Genomic DNA, 19,359 nt, shown 5'->3' on the forward strand with positions numbered 1-19,359 from the left:
CGTTTAGAATTGGATATAGATAAAGTTCTCCACTCCGAAGGCTCCGAAGAGGAAGATAACCATTACCACGCCTATATAGGTAGCCCATCGCAAGGCCGGAGGCAGCTTCTCGCTGCGCACGAAAAGGTCGCCGCGGGCATGGAAGAACTCGAAGAGAAACATGAGCAATACGGCTGTGCCGAAGGATATCCAGTCGCGGTCGGTCATCCCCAACCGCAATTCCTTGACCGACGACTGCAACCCGTCGAACAGATGGGCGTAGGCATAGAACACATTGTCCACCTCTTTCACACGGAAAAACAGCAGCGAGAGGGCGAAGAGCAGGTAGGTGCGCACCATCATGAGCCCCGCCCACACCTTGGAACCTATTTTTTGCCGGACCCATTCCCGCTGGCGGGAGGCCAGGGTCTCGTAAATGACCACTACGCCCTGGAATAATCCGTAGAGCGCGAAGGTCCATCCGGCTCCGTGCCATACGCCGATGGCAACGAAGGTGGCCAGCAGGGCGAGGCATACTCCTGCCTTGCCCCAGTGGCGGAGCGAAGCGTTGAGGGGAGTAAACACATAGTCGCGAACCCAGAAGGAGAGCGTCATATGCCACCGGCGCCACAGATCGCCGGTAGACAAGGCTGTAAAGGGGCGGTTGAAGTTGGGCTTCAGGTGGAATCCCAGCATCTGGCCTAACCCCAGGGCCATGCAGGTATAGCCTGCGAAGTCGGCATATAGCTGCAAGGGATATAGCAGCATAGCCACCAGAAGCTGCATGCTGGAGGAAGTGCGCACATGGTCGAGTACGAGGTCGAGCGACGGAGAGATGCGGTCAGCGATGACGAGTTTGAGGAATACTCCCCATGCCACGAGCTTCAGTCCGCGAGTTACGGCCTGATAGTCGAAAGTCTTTGCCGACTTCAGTTGTGGCAGCAAGTCGAAAGAGCGTTCGATAGGACCGGAGAGGAACTTCACGAACAGCATCATGTAGAGCGAGAAATCCCAGAAATCCTCTTCGGGGTCTTCCTCCCAGTAAATCTCTATGAGGTAGGATAGAGCTTGGAAAGTGTAGAAGGAAATGCCGAGTGGGAAGAGGCTGAACCGGTATCTTGCCATGAGCCAGAAACCGACGAGGGCGGCGATGCTTACCCACAGGAGCAGCGTGGCCCGGGATGTATTAATCCAGCGATGGATCCACTTGCCGGCAACGAAGGTAAATACCGTGATTGCTGCCACAGTGAGGAAATAGGAGGGGTGATAATATCCGATGAAGACACAACTGGCTGCAAGCAGCACGATATGCTGCCAGCGACGGGAGGTGCGGGCGTAATAAAACACGAAAGTGAGCACCATGCATGCCACAAACGGTATAGAGATGAATTCCATGATGCGGCGAGCTTACTTGCCTTCGGTCTTTTTCAGGATGATGTCGCACAAGTCGCCGATGCTATACAGCTTGATGATGTCCCGAAGTTTAAAGTGAATGTTGTATCGTTTTTCTATCTCGCTGATAATCGTCATGTGAGCCAGGGAGTCCCAGCCGTCTACATCATCGGCTGAAGTCGCATACCCAAGTTGCAGATCCTGATGGTTAAGCACGGTTTGGAAGATAGCGTTGAGTTCTTTCAAAATCTCTTCTTTTTCCATTTTCTCGTTATCGTTCTATGAGTTGTTTGATGGTTTTCCTATCTATTTTATTGTTTGCGTTCTGCGGGAATTGCGGCATGCATACCACGCTGGAGGGTACCATATAGGGAGGCAGATACTGCTTGAGCATGTCGACGAGCTGGTTAGTGCCGGAGTCGTCTTCCGTCTCTGCGGCAAGGGCTATCACCGTATTGTCGTGCGCATCCTTGACAGGAACGGCCACCACGGCCACATTTTCTTCATAGAAACGGCGTGCCACATGCTCTATTTCGCTGAGTTCTATGCGGTAGCCCTGTATCTTCACCTGCGAGTCCTTACGCCCATAGTAGAGAAGATCGCCGTCTTCATCCATGGCGCAGATGTCTCCCGTGAGATACCATCGCTCTCCGCCGTGGCAGAAGAAGGCCTCCTTGTTCCTCGCGTCGTTGTCCCAGTATCCGGGCGTGAGCTGCCGTCCCGCAAGGCAGAGCTCGCCTTTCTCGCCCCTGTGGGCTTCCTTATGGTCGGGCGTAACGATGAGTGTCCGCACTTCTTGCATAGGTTTTCCGATGCCGACGATGCCGTTGCATTCCTTTACCCCAATCCGAGGCACGCGATAGGCTGTGCAATAGATGGTGTCTTCGGTAGGGCCGTATACATTCCAGACTTCTGCATCGGGCACGGCCTGTTGCCACAAGGCGGTCTCCTTGGCGTCGAGGGCCTCGCCGCAGAAAAGCGAATAGCGCAGCTGAGGGGCTTCGAGTTCGTCAAGATAGGGAATGAGATAATGGATGACGGAGGGAACCATGAGGACGGAAGTAAGCCGATACTCGTCCAGCAGGCGGAATACCTCCTGCCATTTCACCTTTCCCGGCTTTACCGTATACAGGCAACTCCCGTGAAGGAGGGGCAAAAGATAGCTGCCTACGGAAAGGTCGAAAGTGAGGTCGAACATCTGGAGACACCGGTCGTCTTCGCCTAACTGGAAACCGAGGGCATGGAAGGAGTGTATGAAAGCCTTCAGATTGCCAAAAGAGATAGGTACTCCCTTGGGTCTTCCCGTGCTTCCCGAAGTGAAAAGGATGTAGGCCAAAGCCTCTGCGTCAAGGCTCTTTGTGGGTGGGGTGAGGGTTTCCGTCCCAGACAGGAGGGCCGTATGGATTACCTTTTGGTGATTGTAGCGGGTGTTTTCGCTTGAGTCGAGAATGACGGTAATGCCCACTTGGCTGATAATGTCGCCGCATCTTGCCAGAGGCTGAAGGGGATGGAGCGGCACATAGCACTTTCCTTCCATCCATAAGGCGAGGATGGAAGCATAGGTGTCAATGTCGTCGTTGGCTACAAGACCGATGGTTGTGTCCGGTTCCTTACAGATAACGCTACGGATGTCAGCCACCCGGGCAGCCAGCTGTCCATAGGTGTAGAATGTATCATCCACGCAAAAAGCCTTATTCCCCTTATGACATAGGCAGGATTGGTAGAGTTGATAGACGAAATCCTTGCCAGATTCTATAGTTGTCATTGTATCCTGTTTCCTTATTTCCTATTGTTTATATCCTGCAGGGCTTTGCCCTTTTCTGTTTTTATAACTTCAAAAAACAGGAATCCCCTATTCGTTTTTCTTTTTTAACAGTTGTGGGTTATTGGTGGGCAAGTGTTTTTCAATGTAGACAAAAACATCCCCCTGCTGCCATTGCTGACAACAGGGGGATGTTTCACAGGTGTTTTCCTAAAGTTCTATGGCCACGCCGCCGCCCGGAGCAAGATGCACCTGAAGCTTGCCGTCGGTAGGGATCTGAACTTCTCTCTTTGCCCAGTCTTCGGCGAAAATGCGGGCATTGGGTCCGTCCTCATAAATCGTGGCCGTCTTTCCGGCTGCTTTCAGCGGCCCGAGATCGAGCGTCAGGTCGCGCGGAGTCCAGTTGGTGATGGCTCCGACATACCATTTCTGTCCGCTTCTTCGTGCCACTACGACATACTCCCCAATCTCACTCTTGAGCGGAACGGTCTCGTCCCATACCACCGGAATCCGTGCAATGAACTTCGTGCATTCGGGATTTTCATCGTAATGGGTAGGGCTGTCGCAAAGCATATTCAGCGGCGAGAAGAATACCACATATTCGGCAAGCTGATGGCAACGGGTTCCCTGACTCATCGGACGATAGTTGTTGGGTGCGTAGGTTTGCTGAGTACCATTGATCATGGCTCCCTGCGTATAGTCCATTTGCCCCGCGAACATGCGGGCAAAGGGTACGGTTACATCATACTGAACCTGATTATATTCCTTCATCGTTGCCCATTTGTTCTGCTCCTGACCGTTTACGCCCTCAAAATTGATGACATTCGGATAGGTGCGGTTGAGTCCCGTGGGAGCAAAAGTGCCGTGGAAGTCGCAAAGGAGGTGGTATTTGGCTGCCAGTTTGGCCGCACGGTAGTGGAATGCCACGCACTCTGCGTCGTTGCGGTTCATGAAGTCTATCTTGAAGCCCTTCACCCCCATCTCCGAGAAATACTTGCAGACTTTTTCCATGTCGCGGTCGAAAGCCTTGTAGCCAGCCCACAGGATGATGCCCACGCCTTGCCTGTTGGCATGCCGCACAATCTCGGGAAGGTCTATCTCGGGTATGATTTGGAAGAGGTCGGCCTTCTTGTTTACGGCCCATCCTTCGTCGAGGATAACATATTCTATGCCGTGGCGTGCCGCAAAGTCTATGTAGTATTTGTAGGTCTGGGTGTTGATGCCCGCCTTGAAGTCTACTTTGTAGAGCCCCCAGTGGTTCCACCATTCCCAGGCAACCTTGCCGGGCTTAATCCAGGAGGTGTCGGTGAGGCGGGAGGGCGATGCCAGCCGATAGACCATGTCGTTGTTCAGAATATCCCCGTCATTGGCCGAAACGCCGATGATTCGCCATGGGAAGGTGCGCATGCCCTTTGACTTTGCAATGTAGTTCTCGGCCTTTGTTACGAATTGCTCGAGCTGATTGTGGCCGCCCTGCTTCACTTCCTTGGGGTAGGGGGCGAATAGTGCCTTGAGCCCTGTAGACTGGTTGCCGCTCTTCAGGAACATGCAGGGATAGTCTTCCACATCCGATTCGGCTATGATAAGCTTCACCCCGTTGTCGGCTTTCACGACGAGCGGGAGGAAGGCTAACCGCTTTTTGTCAAACTGCGAGATATTGATCTCATCGTAGCAGTTCTCAAAGGAGTTGTGCAACATGTCCTCCAGCGACTTGTTGTCGCGTACATAGGGAGTCCATGTTCCGAAGTCTTTGGCGAAGTTGAACTCGGCAAGTTCGTCCTCAACATTGAATTCCTTTTGCGTCGCCGACATAAACTGGTAGGCCAGGCCTTCGTCGTAAGCCCGGAATACGATGTTGAATCCGCTGAACTGCAGCAACAGCTGGCGATAGTTGTCGCTGACGGTATTTTTCTTATATATAAAAGGTTTGATGATGCCTTTGTGCTGTGAGACCTTGCCTCCCTTGAATTTGGAGTTTACGCCCCATGTTGCCCCGTCTGCTATCTTGACCGAAACCTGCGAGGGTTGCAGGATAGCCTGCCCGTCGTAGGTGAGTGTGTAGCTCACGGTTTGTGCTACTTTCACGGTAGCCTTGAGCCTTCCGTCGGGTGAAGAAAGGTTGAAGTCCTTGGCTTGAGCGCCCCAGGATACCAGTAAGAGTGTGAAGAGGAGAGTGAGATAATTCTTCATGTGTAGGTAGATTTTATGTTTGCGCAAAGGTAATTTTTTTTTCTGAGAAAACCAAGAGATATCGTTTTTTTTCTTATATTTGCACAAAATACTACACGGCTCATGAAAGGAGCCGGATACAAAAGTTGATTATTATCTGTAATTTGGCAAAATGAAAGACATTAAAAACTTTGAACAACTGATAGGAAACCTCTCCGAACGAGGGGTGAGGAAGCGTATTGCGGTAGTCTGTCCGCGGGATGAATCCACTCGGAAAGCGGTGGAGAGAGCCGCGGGACTTGGTTTCATAGACCCTGTATTTTTTGAGGAAGCCGACCCGCTGGAGGCTGCCCGCAAGGCCATTCGCCTCATCCGGGAGGGCGGGGCGGATATCCTGATGAAGGGACTCATCAACTCGGATGTACTCCTCCGCGCTATCCTGAACAAGGAAGAAGGGCTCCTGGAACCGGGGCATGTGCTCACCCACATCGGGTGTGCCACCATTCCCGACTATCCCAAGCTGCTCTTCTATACCGATGCCTCCGTGATTCCCTATCCCACTCAGGAGCAACGGGTTGAGCAGGTGCGGTATCTGGCCGCGCTGTGCCACACTTTCGGCATCGAGCAACCGAGAATCTCGCTCATTCACTGCAGCGAGAAGGTAGACGAACGGCACTTTCCCTTCACGGCGGGATATGCCGATATCATCCGGAAAGCCGAACAGGGCGAGTTCGGAAACTGCCTTGTCGACGGTCCCCTTGACCTGAAAACCTCCTGTTCGAGCGAGAGTCTCGCCGTCAAGGGACTCTCCTCGTCCATCGAGGGAGAGGCCGACGCCCTCGTCTTCCCCGACATCGAGGCAGCCAACTTGTTCCATAAAGCCATCACGCTCTTTGCCCGTTCCTCGGTAGCCTGTGTGCTTCAGGGAACTCTGGTGCCGGTAGTCATGCCCTCACGGGCCGACAGTCCGGAGGCCAAATTCTATAGTATTGCGCTGGCGGCCATGGGAGCCGGCGCTCCTGAAATTTAACCTTTATTTCCCCAAAAGATGTATATACTCGTCATAAACCCAGGCTCCACCTCCACCAAGATTGCCGTCTATGAAGATGTGAAGCCGGTGATGCTCCGCACGATACGCCACTCCGTCGAGGAACTGAGCCATTTCAAGGAGGCCACCGATCAATATGAGTTCCGCCGCGACCTCGTCATCAACGAGCTCAAGCGCATGGAAATCCCCTTTGTCTTCGATGCCGTTATCGGCAGGGGAGGCCTTGCCAAGCCCGTTGCGGGCGGCGTCTACACCATCAACGAGAAGATGCTTGACGATACCCGGCATGCCGTGCACAAGCATGCCTGCGACCTCGGCTGCATCATTGCCTATGACATAGCCCGGAAGATTCCGGGTTGCAAAGCCTTCATTGCCGACCCCGGCGTGGTCGACGAACTATCGCCGCTGGCGCGGATATCGGGCTCCCCGCTCATGAACCGCATCTGCATCTGGCACGCCCTGAACCAGCGGGCCATCGCACGGAGGTTTGCCAATGAGATAGGTCGCCGCTACGAGGACCTGAATCTCATCATCTGTCATCTCGGGGGAGGTATCTCCATAGCCGCCCACGACCATGGAAGGGCCGTGGATGCCAACAATGCGCTCGACGGCGAAGGCCCTTTCTCGCCCGAGAGGGCGGGCTCGCTCCCTGCCGCCGACCTCGTGCGACTCTGCTATAGCGGGAAATACACGGAGCAGGAGCTGCTGAAGCGCATCTCCGGGCAGGCCGGCCTCATCGCCCATCTGGGCACCAACGACATGAAGGAGATAGAGCGGCGCATTGCCGGGGGCGACAAGCATGCCGAGCTCGTCGTGGATGCCATGATCTATCACACCGCCAAATGCATCTGTGCCGAGGCTGCCGTGCTGTGCGGAAAGATAGATGCCATCCTGCTCACGGGCGGCATGGCTCGCGAGGATTATGTCGTTTCCAGACTGCGGAAGCGCATAGGATTCCTCGCTCCCACCTATTGTTATCCCGGCGAGGACGAGCTTTCGGCCCTCGCCCATAATGCCCTTGCCGTGCTGCGGGGTGAGAGCGAGGCCAAGGAATACACCTGACGGCCGTGCCGGCAACAGCCCTCTCTCCAGCTGTCAGTAGTCTTTCATCCTGCCGTAGAGGCTTGTCGGTGCTGCCGCAAGCGGCAAACAGCCTGACAAAATCGGCGAAATCATGGCACAAAATCGCCGATTTTGTCGCTCAATCTCGCCGATTTTGTCAGATCGTTTGTTACCTCTGTGAATGTCAGGGGCTACTTCATCCCTTTCAGGATGCCGTAAAGTTCTTTCATGCCCTCGCTTGCCCCTTTCTTAATGTGCGTGATCTCGCGGTAGTTTCCGCTGCCCACATCGTCGGGGTCGATGAGGAATACGGGGCAGTCAGACCGCACATAGCCCACCAGTCCGGCGGCGGGATAGACATTGAGCGAGGTTCCGATGATGACGAAGATGTCGGCCTTGCCGGCCTCCAGGGCTGCCGGCTCTATCATCGGGACGCTCTCGCCGAAGAAGACGATGAATGGGCGGAGCAGCGAACCGTCGCCGGCCTTGGTGCCCGCCGCGATGTCGGAATCGTCGGGGGTGAGCTCCCGTATGTACTTCGGGTTATAGGGGTCATGGCTGGAACACACTTTCGAGAGTTCGCCGTGCAGATGGATGACCTTGGAGGAGCCGGCCTTCTCGTGCAGGTTGTCCACATTCTGCGTTACGACCGTTACCTCGAAGTCGGCTTCCAGCCGGCTGATGAGCCTGTGTCCCTCGTTGGGCTGCGCCGCCCAGAGTTTCTTGCGCAGCATGTTATAGAAGTTGGTTACCAGGGCAGGGTCGGCTTCCCATCCCTCATGTGATGCCACTTGCTCTACGGGAAAGTTCTCCCAGAGCCCGTCGTTGCCGCGGAAAGTCTTGAATCCGCTCTCCACCGACATGCCTGCACCCGTCAGAAATACGATTTTCTTCATGATTCCAGTAGTTAGGTTCCTTGTGCAAAGATAGGCAATAATTCTTAAAAAACTTATTTTTTTCCCATTTGTGTGTGGGTAGTCGGAGAAAAGTATTACCTTTGCACATTATTTATAAAGCATAGAAAGATTTTCAGAAATGGACAAAGTAAGTTACGCTTTAGGCCTTGGCATCGGCAGGCAGCTGCTTGACATGGGTGCTCGGGATTTGAACATCGATGATTTCGCCCAGGCCATCAAGGACATCATCGCCGGCAGGAAACCGGAGATTGGCGATCAGGAAGCGCAGACATTGGTACAGAATTTTTTCCAGGAGCAGGAGAAGCAGCAGCGTGCGACTGCGGCCAAGCGCTTTCAGGCCAACCGCGAGCAGGGCGAGAGCTACCTCGTGGAGAATGCCAAGAAAGAGGGCGTGGTTACTCTGCCCAGCGGATTACAATATCAAGTGCTGAAGGAAGGGAACGGCAAAAAGCCGAAGTCTACCGACCAGGTGCGTTGCCACTACGAGGGAATGCTTGTTGACGGAACGCTCTTCGACAGCAGCGTGCAGCGTGGCGAGCCGGCCGTGTTCGGCCTCAACCAGGTTATCAAGGGGTGGACCGAGGGCGTGCAGCTGATGCAGGAAGGCGCCAAGTATCGCTTCTTTATCCCTTATCAGCTGGGATATGGCGAGCAGGGAGCCGGTCAGCAGATACCTCCTTACTCCGCCCTCGTGTTCGATGTGGAACTCATAGAAGTGCTGTAGTCTGTACAGGGCTATAGGATTAAAGATTAAGGATGAGGGAATAAGGCGTTAAGGCAACAGGAAGAAGCCTGCATAGCATTGCCGGAAAACAAAGAATCAAGAATCAAACAAAAACAATAAACAGAAAATGAAAAAGTTGACAATTGTAGCCGTCATGGCTATTGCAGTCGCAACTTTCACCGGTTGTGGCAATTCAACCCCAAAAGCAGACTTGAAGACCGATGTGGATACTTTGAGCTACGCTATGGGTATGGTACAGTCCCAGGGACTGAAGGATTACCTCGTAGGCCGTATGGGCATCGACACCACTTATATGGACCAGTTCATCAAGGGCCTGAACGACGGTGCGGCAGCCGGCGACGACAAGGGCAAGGCTGCCTACTATGCCGGTATCCAGATTGGGCAGCAGGTGGCAAATCAGATGGTGAAGGGCATCAACCACGAAATTTTCGGTGAGGATAGCACCAAGACCATCTCCATGAAGAACCTCCTGGCTGGTTTTGTTACAGGTGCGACGGGGCAGAAAGGTCTCTACGGCATGATGGAGGCGCAGCAGATAGCTCAGTCTAAGATGACCGCCCTCAAGACCAAGAACATGCTCAAGCAGTATGGTGCCAACAAGGAAGAAGGCGAAAAGTTCATGGCCATGAACAAGAAAAAGGCAGGCGTGAAAGTGCTTCCGTCAGGTGTTCAGTATAAGGTCATCAAGGAAGGAACGGGCGCCATGCCCAAGGACACCTCTCTGGTAACGGTGAACTATGAGGGAAAGACGCTCGACGGCAAAGTGTTCGACAGCACTTATAAGCGCAACGAGCCCGTGCAGCTTCGCGCAAATCAGGTGATTAAGGGATGGACGGATGCCCTCGTTCATATGCCGGAAGGCTCCGTATGGGAAGTCTATATCCCTCAGAACCTTGCTTACGGCGAGCGTGAGAGCGGCCCGATCAAGCCTTTCTCTGCCCTGATCTTCAAGATAGAGCTTGTCAAGATAGGCAGCGTCAACAAGAAATAACTGGCAGAATTCGTAAGAATCAATGAAACGGATGATAATCATGGCACTCGTCGTAATGGCGGGTGCTTCTTTGAATATAGGAACGGCGACGGCCGGAAAACCCAAGAAAAAGAAGGGAGAACCTGTTGCTGAGCAGCAGGTGAGGCTTGTCAGTTTGTCGGATTCCATCAGCTATGCTGCCGGAAAGGCTTCTACGCTCGGCCTGATGGAATATCTGCAACGGAAATACCAGGTAGACACGGCCTATATGGCCGATGTGATCGACGGTTTCAAGGAGGCAATGGAGCAGGGTGCCGACCCCCGTTTCAAGGCTCGTGATGCCGGTGTGCAGATTGCGAAGATGGCCATGGAACGCATTCTCCCCGGTACGCAGGAGCAGTTTGAGGGTACCGGCAACAGCATCACCGCTGACCTCTTCAATGCAGGATTTCTCTCTGAGCTGGCCAATGACTCATCTATCTATACGATGGACGCTGCCCGCAAGTTCTTTGAAACCCATCTGAAGACAGCTCGTGAAGCCTCCCAGAAGGATTATATAGAGAAAAATACGAAATGGCTTGCCGAGAACAAGATAAAGGCAGGGGTGAAGGCTACTGCCAGCGGACTGCAATATAAGGTGCTCCGTGCAGGCAACGGTGCCATTCCCACCAAGGACGACAAGGTAACCGTGAAGTATGAGGGGAGGATGATTGACGGTACGGTGTTTGACAGCAGCTATAAGCGCAATCCCCAAACGAGCACCTTTGGAGTTGACCAGGTTATCAAGGGATGGACGGAAGCGCTTTGCATGATGCCCGTAGGCAGCAAGTGGGAGTTGTATATCCCGCAGGAACTGGCTTATGGAAGTCGCCAGGCCGGTAATATCAAGCCCTATTCCACCTTGATTTTCACGGTAGAACTGGAAGCTGTTGAGCCTGCTAAGGCAAAGAAGTAAGAATCTATATAGATTTTGACACGATGCACGAATTTTATAAAGAATTCGTGCATTTTGTTTGTTTATATCATTTAATTTACCTATTTTTGCTATCGTCATAGTAACTAAACTTAAACAGAGCGATGGAAAAAATAGACAAGCTTGACAAAAAGATATTGAGCATACTGGCTGGCAATGCCCGTATTCCTTTTAAGGATGTGGCAGCAGAATGCGGTGTTTCCCGTGCTGCCATCCATCAGAGAGTACAGCATCTTGTAGAAAACGGGGTTATCACAGGCAGTGGCTTCGATGTAAATCCGAAGGCTCTGGGATATACCACTTGTACTTATGTCGGCTTGAATCTGGAGCGCGGCAGCATGTATAAGGAAGTGGTGCAACGCCTCGTGAAGATTCCGGAGGTCGTGGAGTGCCATTTCACTACCGGCCCTTACACCATGCTGATAAAGCTTTACTCCCGTGATAATGAACAGCTGATGGACTTGCTGAACAACCAGTTGCAGACTATTCCGGGCGTAGTTTCCACGGAAACGCTGATCTCGCTTGAGCAAAGCATCAAGCGGGAGATCGTGGTCAAGACTGACGATTAAGACTTAGTAGGAAAGTTTTCGATACGGAGAAATGAATGAATTCAGTTTAGAGGCACATCTGGAAAATATCTATGCAACTTTTCCTGAGGCTCACCAACGGCCTGTTATTGGGATAACGGCCAACTATACAGACGGCGATGCCACTTTGCGCGACCGTTATTATAAACAGGTGGTGGCAGCAGGAGGCATACCGATGCTGATTCCTCCCATCGCCGACCAGGAGGTGATTATCAATACTCTGGAGCATATTGACGGATTGTTGCTGACTGGTGGCGGAGATTACAATCCCCTATGGGCGGGAGAGGAGCCACAGAGAGGGCTTCATGCTATCAATGCAGAGCGAGACCTGCCAGAACTTCTGATTACCCGGCTGGCGTATAACCGGCAGATCCCGATGCTGGGCATCTGTCGCGGCATCCAGACCTTGGCCATGGCTTTGGGAGGAGCCGTTATCCAGGACATTGATGCAAGGCTCAAACATTCACAGGATGCCGACCGCTCCCTGCCGACACACAGGGTGAGGCTTGCTGCCGACTCCACCTTATATAATATATATGGCGAGGAGGAAATCTATGTAAACTCGTTCCATCATCAAGCTGTCGGCGAGGCGGGAAATCGTTTCCGTGTTACCGCTCTGTCGGAAGACGGCATCGTGGAGGCCATTGAGAGCACGGAATATAAACCGATTCTGGGCGTGCAGTGGCACCCGGAATGGCTGAAAGAAGAAGGCTTGAAGCTCTTCCAATGGCTCGTAGGCCATGCTGGGGAGTTTGCCCGGGCTAAGGCTTTGCACGCCAGGATTCTCACTTTGGACACCCATTGCGATACTCCGATGTTCTTCCCGCAAGGCATCCGTTTTGCCGCCCGTGATCCTCGTATCCTCGTCGACCTCCACAAAATGACGGAGGGAAGGCAGGATGCCGTTACCATGGTAGCCTATCTGGAGCAGCCCAAGGAAGGCAAGAGCTTCCGTGAGATAGCACCATTTGAAGTGGAAGGACCGAGAGCCTATGCCGATCTCATCTTCGACAAGATAGAAACTATATTGCAGGAAAATGCTCCCTACATCGCCCAAGCCCGTACGCCGGAAGAGCTTTATGCGCACAAGAAAGCCGGAAAGAAGTCTATTATGTTGGGCATCGAGAATGGTCTGGCCATCGAGGATCATCTTGACAACATCCGGCACTTTGCCGAGCGCGGCATTGTTTACATCACCCTGTGCCATAACGGGGACAATGCCATCTGCGACTCAGCACGCGGCAGCCATACCCACGACGGCGTGAGCGAGTTTGGCGAGCAGGTTATCCGTGAGATGAACCGGCAGGGCGTGATGGTAGACCTCAGCCACGGGGCGGAGCAAAGCTTCTATGACGCCCTCGAAATCAGTACGATGCCTATCGTCTGCAGCCACAGCAACTGCAAGGCTCTGTGCGATGTGCCGCGCAATCTGACCGATAATCAGCTGCGTGCCCTTGCCCGTAAGGGAGGTGTGGCGCATGTTACGCTCTACCATGGATTCCTCCGGAAAGAGGGCGAGGCAAGTATCTTGGATGCCATGCAGCATCTGGAGCATGCCATTCAGGTGATGGGCATAGACTATGTAGGGCTCGGCACCGACTTCGACGGAGACGGAGGAGTGCGCGGGCTGGCCGACTCTTCGGAACTGATTAACTTCACCCTTCAGTTGCTGCGGCGGAAGTTCAGTGAGGAGGACATTGCCAAGATTTGGGGCGGAAACTGGCTCAGGGTGATGCGCCAGGTACAGTCAGTAAAACAAAATATACAGAAATAAAGATGACAAAACGAATGAAGATAGTTCTGGGATGTGTAGCTGCTGCCGTTATCGGCGTCGCCATTTACGGCTGGGGCGGTTTCAAAAAAGGCGGGAGTACAGCCGACGGCGTCGATTGGGGTGCTGAGGCGGAAGAGAAAACACCCCGGGTGAGCTTTGAGTTCAATGCCGATTCGGCCTATGTCTTTATCAAGGAGCAGTGTGATCTCGGGCCCCGCCCCATGAATTTCTATGCCCACAGCACCTGTACTGGTGATATAGTAAGGAAATTTGAGCAGTATGGATGTAAGGTAACCACGCAGAAGGCTGACCTGAAAGGCTATGACGGTACCACGCTCCATGCCACGAACATCATGGCGCAATATCGCCCGGAGCTCACCACGAGGGTGCTTCTCTGCGCACATTACGACACCCGTCCATGGGCTGACAACGACCCCGACCCCGCCAATTGGCGCAAACCCATCATAGGGGCGAACGACGGAGCCAGCGGTGTGGGCGTGATGATAGAGGTGGCACGGCTGTTGCAAGAGGTGGCGGCGGGTCCCCGCAAGGCCGAGGCTCCCAACATAGGGATAGACTTCGTGTGCTTCGACGCCGAGGACTGGGGTACCCCCCAGTGGGCGGAAGTGGAAGACCGTGCTGACAGCTGGGCCTTAGGGGCTCAGTATTTCGCCGCCCATCTGCCCGAAGGCTACGAAGCCCGTTACGGCATCCTGCTTGATATGGTGGGCGGACAAGGCGCCAAGTTCTATCAGGAGGCTATGTCGCAGCAGTTTGCGGGGCAGATTGTCAAGAAAGTGTGGAAAGCCGCTCGCAAGGCGGGTTATGGCAGTTACTTTCCCAAGACTACGGGAGGAGCCATCACCGATGACCACATCCCCATGAACGAAGTGGCAAAGATTCCCACGATAGACATCATCCCTTATTACCCAGATTGCAAGCAGAGCAGTTTCGGACCGACATGGCATACCCTTGCCGATGATATGGACCATATCGACAAGGCAACCCTAAAGGCCGTGGGACAGACGCTGGTGGAGGTGCTGTTCACGGAGAATAAAGAACGCTGAAGCGGCTGATTCTGCGCAAAGAGCTAAGGTGAAACTTTGATAGGAGTAGCAAATTACGATAAGGCGGGCGGATTTTCAGATCTGTCCGCTTTCCACTTGCCGGACCACTCTTTCGGTAAGGCGGTCGATGCCGTTCGGCTCGTATTGCTTCATCAGCGAGGCTCCGAAGAACCAGGCAACACCTTGATAGAGACCGGCGCGGGCAGGCCCGAAGAAGGCCTGTATGAGATTGTAGGATGAAGAACCGCACTCGCGATAGATAAGCTTGATGAGCAGCTTGCCTTGCTGATAGGTGAGCTTCTTCATTCGGGGCGTGTATTCCTTGATGATGCTCTTCTCCACATATTTCATGTGCTTCTTCCGGGCTTCTTCGTTGGGAAGGGTGTTGAGGTAGTCTCCGGTCTCTATGACGACGGTGCTTACCTCTTTGGCTATTGGGAGCACCTTCTTCACATTGTAGACCAAGCGGTTATAGCGGGCTTTCTGTGCCTCGTCCTTGAAGAAAGGGACAGGGTAGACATAGATGTTGTTAAGCTCTACATATTGTATAGAGTCTCCGTTGTTGAGCACCTTGCCGACTTTCACCATCGGCTCGAAACTCGGGGAATCCATTTTCACGGGTCGATCCTCCGGGTTTATATAACCAGGTTGCGTATTCTGTGCCTCCGCCTCCTGGAAGAGGAGGAAGGCAAAGACTCCCGTCAAAAAGGTCTTTAACTTGTACATCGCCGCAAAAGTACGGATAAAATCCCGTTTCGGAAAATATTTTTTATTTTTATTTGCTTAATTAATATATATGTGTTAATTTTGCGGTAACGGCAAGCCATAAGTATATGCTATGAAAAAAACCGCTTTATTTTTGCTTCTCCTGTCTTTGGGAAGCATGCCCCATGTCCAGGCTCAGGTGTCTTGGGAACAGCTCTTGGGAGAGCTTGAAAGCATGGAGGATGTAGAAAGCGACGATTGGGAGTCGTCGCATGAGTTGATGGCGGAACTCGCGGCCCACCCCCTTGATATAAATAAGATAACGCGCGAGGATCTGGAACAGTTGCCTTTTCTTACGGCCCGGCAAATAGAGGGTATTTGTGAGTATGTCTATAAGTATGCTCCCTTGCAGTCGGTTCACGAGCTTGCCATGGTAGAGAGTCTCGACGCTCACCGAAGGGCTTTGTTGGAATGTTTCTTGACGGTGGCTCCACAGCCAGAGAAAGCAAAGGTGCCGACCCTCAAGAATATCTTGAAGTATGGCCGGCATGAGGCGGTGGGCAGCATGAAGATTCCTTTCTACGAGCGCAAAGGAGACCAATTCGGTTATCTGGGATACAAATACAAGCATGGGGTTCGTTATACTTTCCGATACGGCCAGCAGGTGAAGGTAGGATTGGTAGGTGCTCAAGATGCGGGGGAACCTTTCTTTGCGAATCGCAATTCCTTGGGGTATGACTATTATAGCTTCTATTTCCTGCTCAAGGATATCGGCCGTCTAAAGGCCTTGGCATTAGGAAGGTATCGGCTACGGTTCGGTGCAGGGCTTATTCTTAACAACTCATACTCTTTCGGCAAATTGGCTATGCTGTCGTCGTTGGGCAGGAATTCGAACCATATCTTCGGGCATTCTTCCCGTTCCGAAGCAAACTATCTGCAGGGAGCGGCAGCTACGGTGAGTCTGGTGAAAGGTCTCGAGTTGACAGGCTTCGTGTCGTATAGAGATATAGATGCAACTCTGAACAAGGACTCCAGCAGCGTTGCGACCCTTTTAAAGACGGGGTATCACCGCACGCAAAGTGAGATGGACAGGAAGCATAATACCACGGAGTTTCTTGGAGGAGGTAATTTATCATTCAAGAGGTTGCCTTTTACGATTGGGATAACGGCTTTTTACTCGGCATTCAATCGTTCCCTGCAACCTAATACCTCACAACGCTATCGTCGCTATTATCCTCAAGGAAAGAACTTCTGGAACATGAGTGTGGACTATAGCTATGTGTCTTCCCGCTTTACTTTCTCCGGGGAGACCGCCATGGGCGACAGTAAGGCTCTTGCCACACTCAATACTGCGAGTTATAAGCTTACTCACGGACTCACGCTCATGGCTCTACAGCGGTTTTATAGTTATAAATATTACTCGCTTCATGCACGAAGTTTCGGCGAGGGGAGCATGGTGAACGATGAGAGCGGCATCTTTGTAGGAGTCGACTGGCAACCGTCAAGAAGGTGGAAGCTGATTTTTTATAGCGACTACGCCTATTTCACATGGCCTAAATATCAGGCCGATGCGTCGAGCTCTGCATGGGACAACTTGCTCCAGGCAACCTATACTCGTGGCCACTGGTCGTTTCTGGCTCGCTATCGCGTCAGGGTTAGGGAGAAAGACAATGAAGAGAAGACCGGGCTGATGAATGAAACCACCCAGCGGGGGCGCTTGTCCGCTATGTATGGGAACGACAGTTGGAGCACAAAGACGCAGGTTGACATGGCGTTTTCCCAATATAAGAAGAGCAGTTTTGGCTGGATGCTGAGCGAGCATCTGTCGTTCAGGCATCGTTGGCTGAGGCTCTTCGCCACCGTGGGCTACTTCCATACGCAGGACTTCAGCTCACGCGTCTATCTGTATGAGCATGCCCTCTTATACAATTATTCCTTCCCGGTATTCTATGGAGAGGGGATTCGCTATATGCTGGATGCCGAAGCTCGTATAAGCAAACATGTAGACTTGACGGCAAAGGTGGGCACGACCGACTATTTCGATCGCGACCATATCTCAAGCGGCTACCAGCAGATTGACGGTAGTGCGATGACCGATCTTGAGCTACAATTATGCTTCAAGTTCTAAAGAAAAGGAACAACGCTGAAGCGCAGGAAGAAATATAGCTTGATGGCGGACGGTGCCATTATCCTCTCATGAGCCCGTTACTTCTTGATAGAAGCGAAGATAGTCTTTCCCGATTTTCTCTGGCGAGAATCGTTCAATCACATCCTGACGGATGACCTTGGCGTCGTAGCTTGTGGCAAGAGCGGTTCGGATGCCCTCTTCTAACGCCTCGGGCGTGAAGTCAGAGCAGCGGATGCCATTAAAGGGAGTAATCAGCTCTTCCATTCCACTACATGGAAAAGCTACGACGGGCAACCCGCAAGCCATAGCCTCAATGGGAGTCTGGGCAAAGTTTTCCTTGAAACTCGGCAGACAGAAATAGTCGGCGGCAGACAAGAGCCATGATAATTGTTCGGGATTATCCATTCGGCCTATTTCAATTACATTGTCCCAGGAGGATCTGCTGCGGTTCTTTCCGATGGCAAGAATACGGTACTCTGGGGATATTCGGCCAAGGACGAGCGAGAGTTCGTTGAGTCCTTTGCGCGGCTCATTGATATTGCAGGCACAGAAAGCAAATATTTTAGTCTCCGGGGCAATATCGAGTCGTGCTCTTGCCTCCGCCTTGTTCTTGGGCTGAAAAAGACGATAGTCTACCATATTATATATGAGAGTCTTTCGTGCGTGTGCTATCATTTCGTGCTCTCCGTATTGTCGGAACCCCATTTTAGAGAGAAATACTACACCCATTTGCTGCAGCAGTCTGATTTTTTCGAGTTTCAATTGATAGTATTTTTGTTCTAAAGGATGCTGCGACAATCGTTGTTGTTCAAGGTTGGTGATGCCGTAAAGCAGGTTTTCATCGTGCATTGTAAAAATCATGGGCTTCTCCCGCAGGGCGTCGAAGAAGGTTCTGTAGTCGAGGAATTCGCCCACCCAGTGGATATGGATGATATCCGCTTGCTGTACCAGTGGATGCCGACTCAGGTCAATGGGTGAGGTCGGCAGGGTATAGACAGCATTATACAGTTTGGTGAGTTTCCGGCAGATATTGCGGTCGTCTTTTATATGAAGTAACTTGCGGGCTTTGTGCAATATGCTATGTGTGAAGTAGGTATAGTTGCCGTAGCTGTGGACGAAGTCGTCAGTATGCTTCCGGCGGCGTACGATAAGCTGACTGTCAAGCCCCAGTTCCCTTTGGGCCTTGCAGATGCGGTAAGCGCAGAGTCCGGCTCCGTTGAAATCGTCTGTGCTGATGTGTATAATCTTCATGAGAATACTGTTTTTTAGGAATATGGAATCGTGTTCTATTCGTGTCCTTGGCTGGAAATCCTGGGAATAAATTGTTTCCAGAAATCAGTTCTTGTCGGCTTGTTGAAGCCATGGCAACCCATTGGAAGTTGGCTTCCGTTAAGCTCGTAGCAGAGCCGGGGCTTCAAATCGAACGAGAATTTGAGGGCTGTCTCCACGCTGGGATAGTTGAATTCTTCGGGTACTAACGCCCAGAAGAGATCCTCATTGTAGAGTACATCCTTCAGGGAGTGGGCGACAAACTGCCTCGCTTCAGCCTGATATTTCTCACAGGCCTCGCTGAAGGCCTTCACCCGGCGCAGGCAGAGTCCTCCGTTTCCTATGCGCCCGAACATGTCCTGATGCAGAATCTTGCCTTTGGGAGCAAGCTTCCTGCGCAGTCTGAGATATTGCTTGAGGGGGAACCTGCGGTAGCGAGGTCTCATCGGCCATGGTGCCGCCACGATGTCATAGCCCTGTCGGCACCATTGTTCGAGTTCGTCGCGGAAGATCCATGCGTCTGTATGGCAAATCAGGATATACTCGCAGTCGGTAAACCTGTCGTAGAAGTCTTTCGACATTGTCATCTCGTTGTATCCTGTAATGCCCCGTTCCAGCCCCAGCCAATCACTGCTGACACGCATAACCCCGGCTTGTGGATAGAGCTTGGCAAGTTGCGAGATGTCTAAAGAGTCTGGAGCCAGGAACACAATAGGATGTGAAGCAAGCTTTCTCATTGTGTTTTCGAGCGAAGCTTCTTCTTCCGACCTTAGTGGTAGTCTGTATATAGGTATGACGATCTTGACAAGCAT

The 19,359-nt window shown here is 52.4% G+C and carries 17 protein-coding genes; 9 read left to right on the forward strand and 8 right to left on the reverse strand.

The genetic code is table 11. The features are described from left to right. Positions 1-3 precede the first annotated feature (3 nt). The 4 genes from BM114_RS01120 to BM114_RS01135 all read right to left on the reverse strand — a co-directional run bounded on the left by BM114_RS01120 (position 4) and on the right by BM114_RS01135 (position 5,323). Positions 4-1,374 (reverse strand): MBOAT family O-acyltransferase, encoded by a 1,371-nt coding sequence (locus BM114_RS01120; protein WP_092109359.1) that lies wholly within the window; start codon positions 1,372-1,374, stop codon positions 4-6. A gap of 12 nt (positions 1,375-1,386) precedes the next feature. Continuing rightward, a complete protein-coding gene (locus BM114_RS01125; protein WP_369808387.1) occupies positions 1,387-1,617 on the reverse strand; it encodes an acyl carrier protein in 231 nt (76 codons plus the stop codon). 25 nt (positions 1,618-1,642) lie between these two features. After that, on the reverse strand, positions 1,643-3,136 hold the full coding sequence (locus tag BM114_RS01130) for an amino acid adenylation domain-containing protein (protein WP_092109366.1): 1,494 nt from the start codon (positions 3,134-3,136) through the stop codon (positions 1,643-1,645). A 207-nt stretch (positions 3,137-3,343) separates the two neighbouring features. Beyond that, positions 3,344-5,323, reverse strand: coding sequence for a glycoside hydrolase family 97 protein (locus BM114_RS01135; protein WP_092109369.1), 1,980 nt, complete (start codon positions 5,321-5,323; stop codon positions 3,344-3,346). Between the two features lie 151 nt (positions 5,324-5,474). Between BM114_RS01135 and BM114_RS01140 the strand changes: the two genes are divergently transcribed. Then, the gene (locus BM114_RS01140; RefSeq protein WP_092109372.1) at positions 5,475-6,332 is read left to right on the forward strand and encodes a phosphate acyltransferase; all 858 of its coding nucleotides are present in this window, start codon (positions 5,475-5,477) and stop codon (positions 6,330-6,332) included. Between the two features lie 18 nt (positions 6,333-6,350). Further along, positions 6,351-7,412, forward strand: a complete 1,062-nt coding sequence (gene buk / locus BM114_RS01145) for a butyrate kinase (RefSeq protein ID WP_092109375.1) — start codon at positions 6,351-6,353, stop codon at positions 7,410-7,412. 191 nt (positions 7,413-7,603) lie between these two features. Here the strand turns inward: buk and BM114_RS01150 are convergent, their stop codons facing one another. Continuing rightward, entirely contained in the window at positions 7,604-8,308 is a 705-nt protein-coding gene (locus BM114_RS01150) for an SIR2 family NAD-dependent protein deacylase (protein ID WP_092109379.1), read from the reverse strand. A gap of 139 nt (positions 8,309-8,447) precedes the next feature. Here BM114_RS01150 and BM114_RS01155 point away from each other — a divergent pair, with 139 nt between their 5' ends. The 6 genes from BM114_RS01155 (at position 8,448) to BM114_RS01180 (ending at position 14,445) form a co-directional block, all read left to right on the forward strand. After that, on the forward strand, positions 8,448-9,053 hold the full coding sequence (locus tag BM114_RS01155; RefSeq protein WP_092109382.1) for an FKBP-type peptidyl-prolyl cis-trans isomerase: 606 nt from the start codon (positions 8,448-8,450) through the stop codon (positions 9,051-9,053). Positions 9,054-9,180: 127 nt separating this feature from the next. Continuing rightward, positions 9,181-10,065, forward strand: a complete 885-nt coding sequence (locus BM114_RS01160) for an FKBP-type peptidyl-prolyl cis-trans isomerase (RefSeq protein ID WP_092109386.1) — start codon at positions 9,181-9,183, stop codon at positions 10,063-10,065. 22 nt (positions 10,066-10,087) lie between these two features. Further along, positions 10,088-10,999, forward strand: a complete 912-nt coding sequence (locus BM114_RS01165; protein ID WP_092109389.1) for an FKBP-type peptidyl-prolyl cis-trans isomerase — start codon at positions 10,088-10,090, stop codon at positions 10,997-10,999. Positions 11,000-11,121: 122 nt separating this feature from the next. Next, entirely contained in the window at positions 11,122-11,586 is a 465-nt protein-coding gene (locus tag BM114_RS01170; protein ID WP_092109393.1) for an Lrp/AsnC family transcriptional regulator, read from the forward strand. A 31-nt stretch (positions 11,587-11,617) separates the two neighbouring features. Further along, positions 11,618-13,378 (forward strand): membrane dipeptidase, encoded by a 1,761-nt coding sequence (locus BM114_RS01175; protein ID WP_092109396.1) that lies wholly within the window; start codon positions 11,618-11,620, stop codon positions 13,376-13,378. 2 nt (positions 13,379-13,380) lie between these two features. Beyond that, a complete protein-coding gene (locus BM114_RS01180) occupies positions 13,381-14,445 on the forward strand; it encodes a M28 family peptidase (protein ID WP_092109400.1) in 1,065 nt (354 codons plus the stop codon). Between the two features lie 75 nt (positions 14,446-14,520). Here BM114_RS01180 and BM114_RS01185 read toward each other — a convergent pair whose 3' ends face one another. Continuing rightward, positions 14,521-15,171, reverse strand: coding sequence for a DUF4294 domain-containing protein (locus tag BM114_RS01185; protein ID WP_092109403.1), 651 nt, complete (start codon positions 15,169-15,171; stop codon positions 14,521-14,523). A gap of 112 nt (positions 15,172-15,283) precedes the next feature. Here BM114_RS01185 and BM114_RS01190 point away from each other — a divergent pair, with 112 nt between their 5' ends. Then, on the forward strand, positions 15,284-17,278 hold the full coding sequence (locus tag BM114_RS01190; RefSeq protein WP_092109406.1) for a ComEA family DNA-binding protein: 1,995 nt from the start codon (positions 15,284-15,286) through the stop codon (positions 17,276-17,278). A gap of 66 nt (positions 17,279-17,344) precedes the next feature. On the opposite strand, the gene BM114_RS01195 is transcribed toward BM114_RS01190, so the two are convergent. Continuing rightward, positions 17,345-18,529 carry a glycosyltransferase gene (locus tag BM114_RS01195; protein ID WP_092109409.1) on the reverse strand — a complete coding sequence of 395 codons (1,185 nt, stop codon included), beginning with the start codon at positions 18,527-18,529 and terminating at the stop codon, positions 17,345-17,347. 35 nt (positions 18,530-18,564) lie between these two features. Continuing rightward, entirely contained in the window at positions 18,565-19,359 is a 795-nt protein-coding gene (locus BM114_RS01200) for a DUF5672 family protein (RefSeq protein ID WP_092109412.1), read from the reverse strand.

It is taken from the genome of Prevotella sp. KH2C16 (assembly GCF_900113305.1).
In the GTDB taxonomy this organism is placed as follows: Bacteria; Bacteroidota; Bacteroidia; order Bacteroidales; family Bacteroidaceae; genus Prevotella.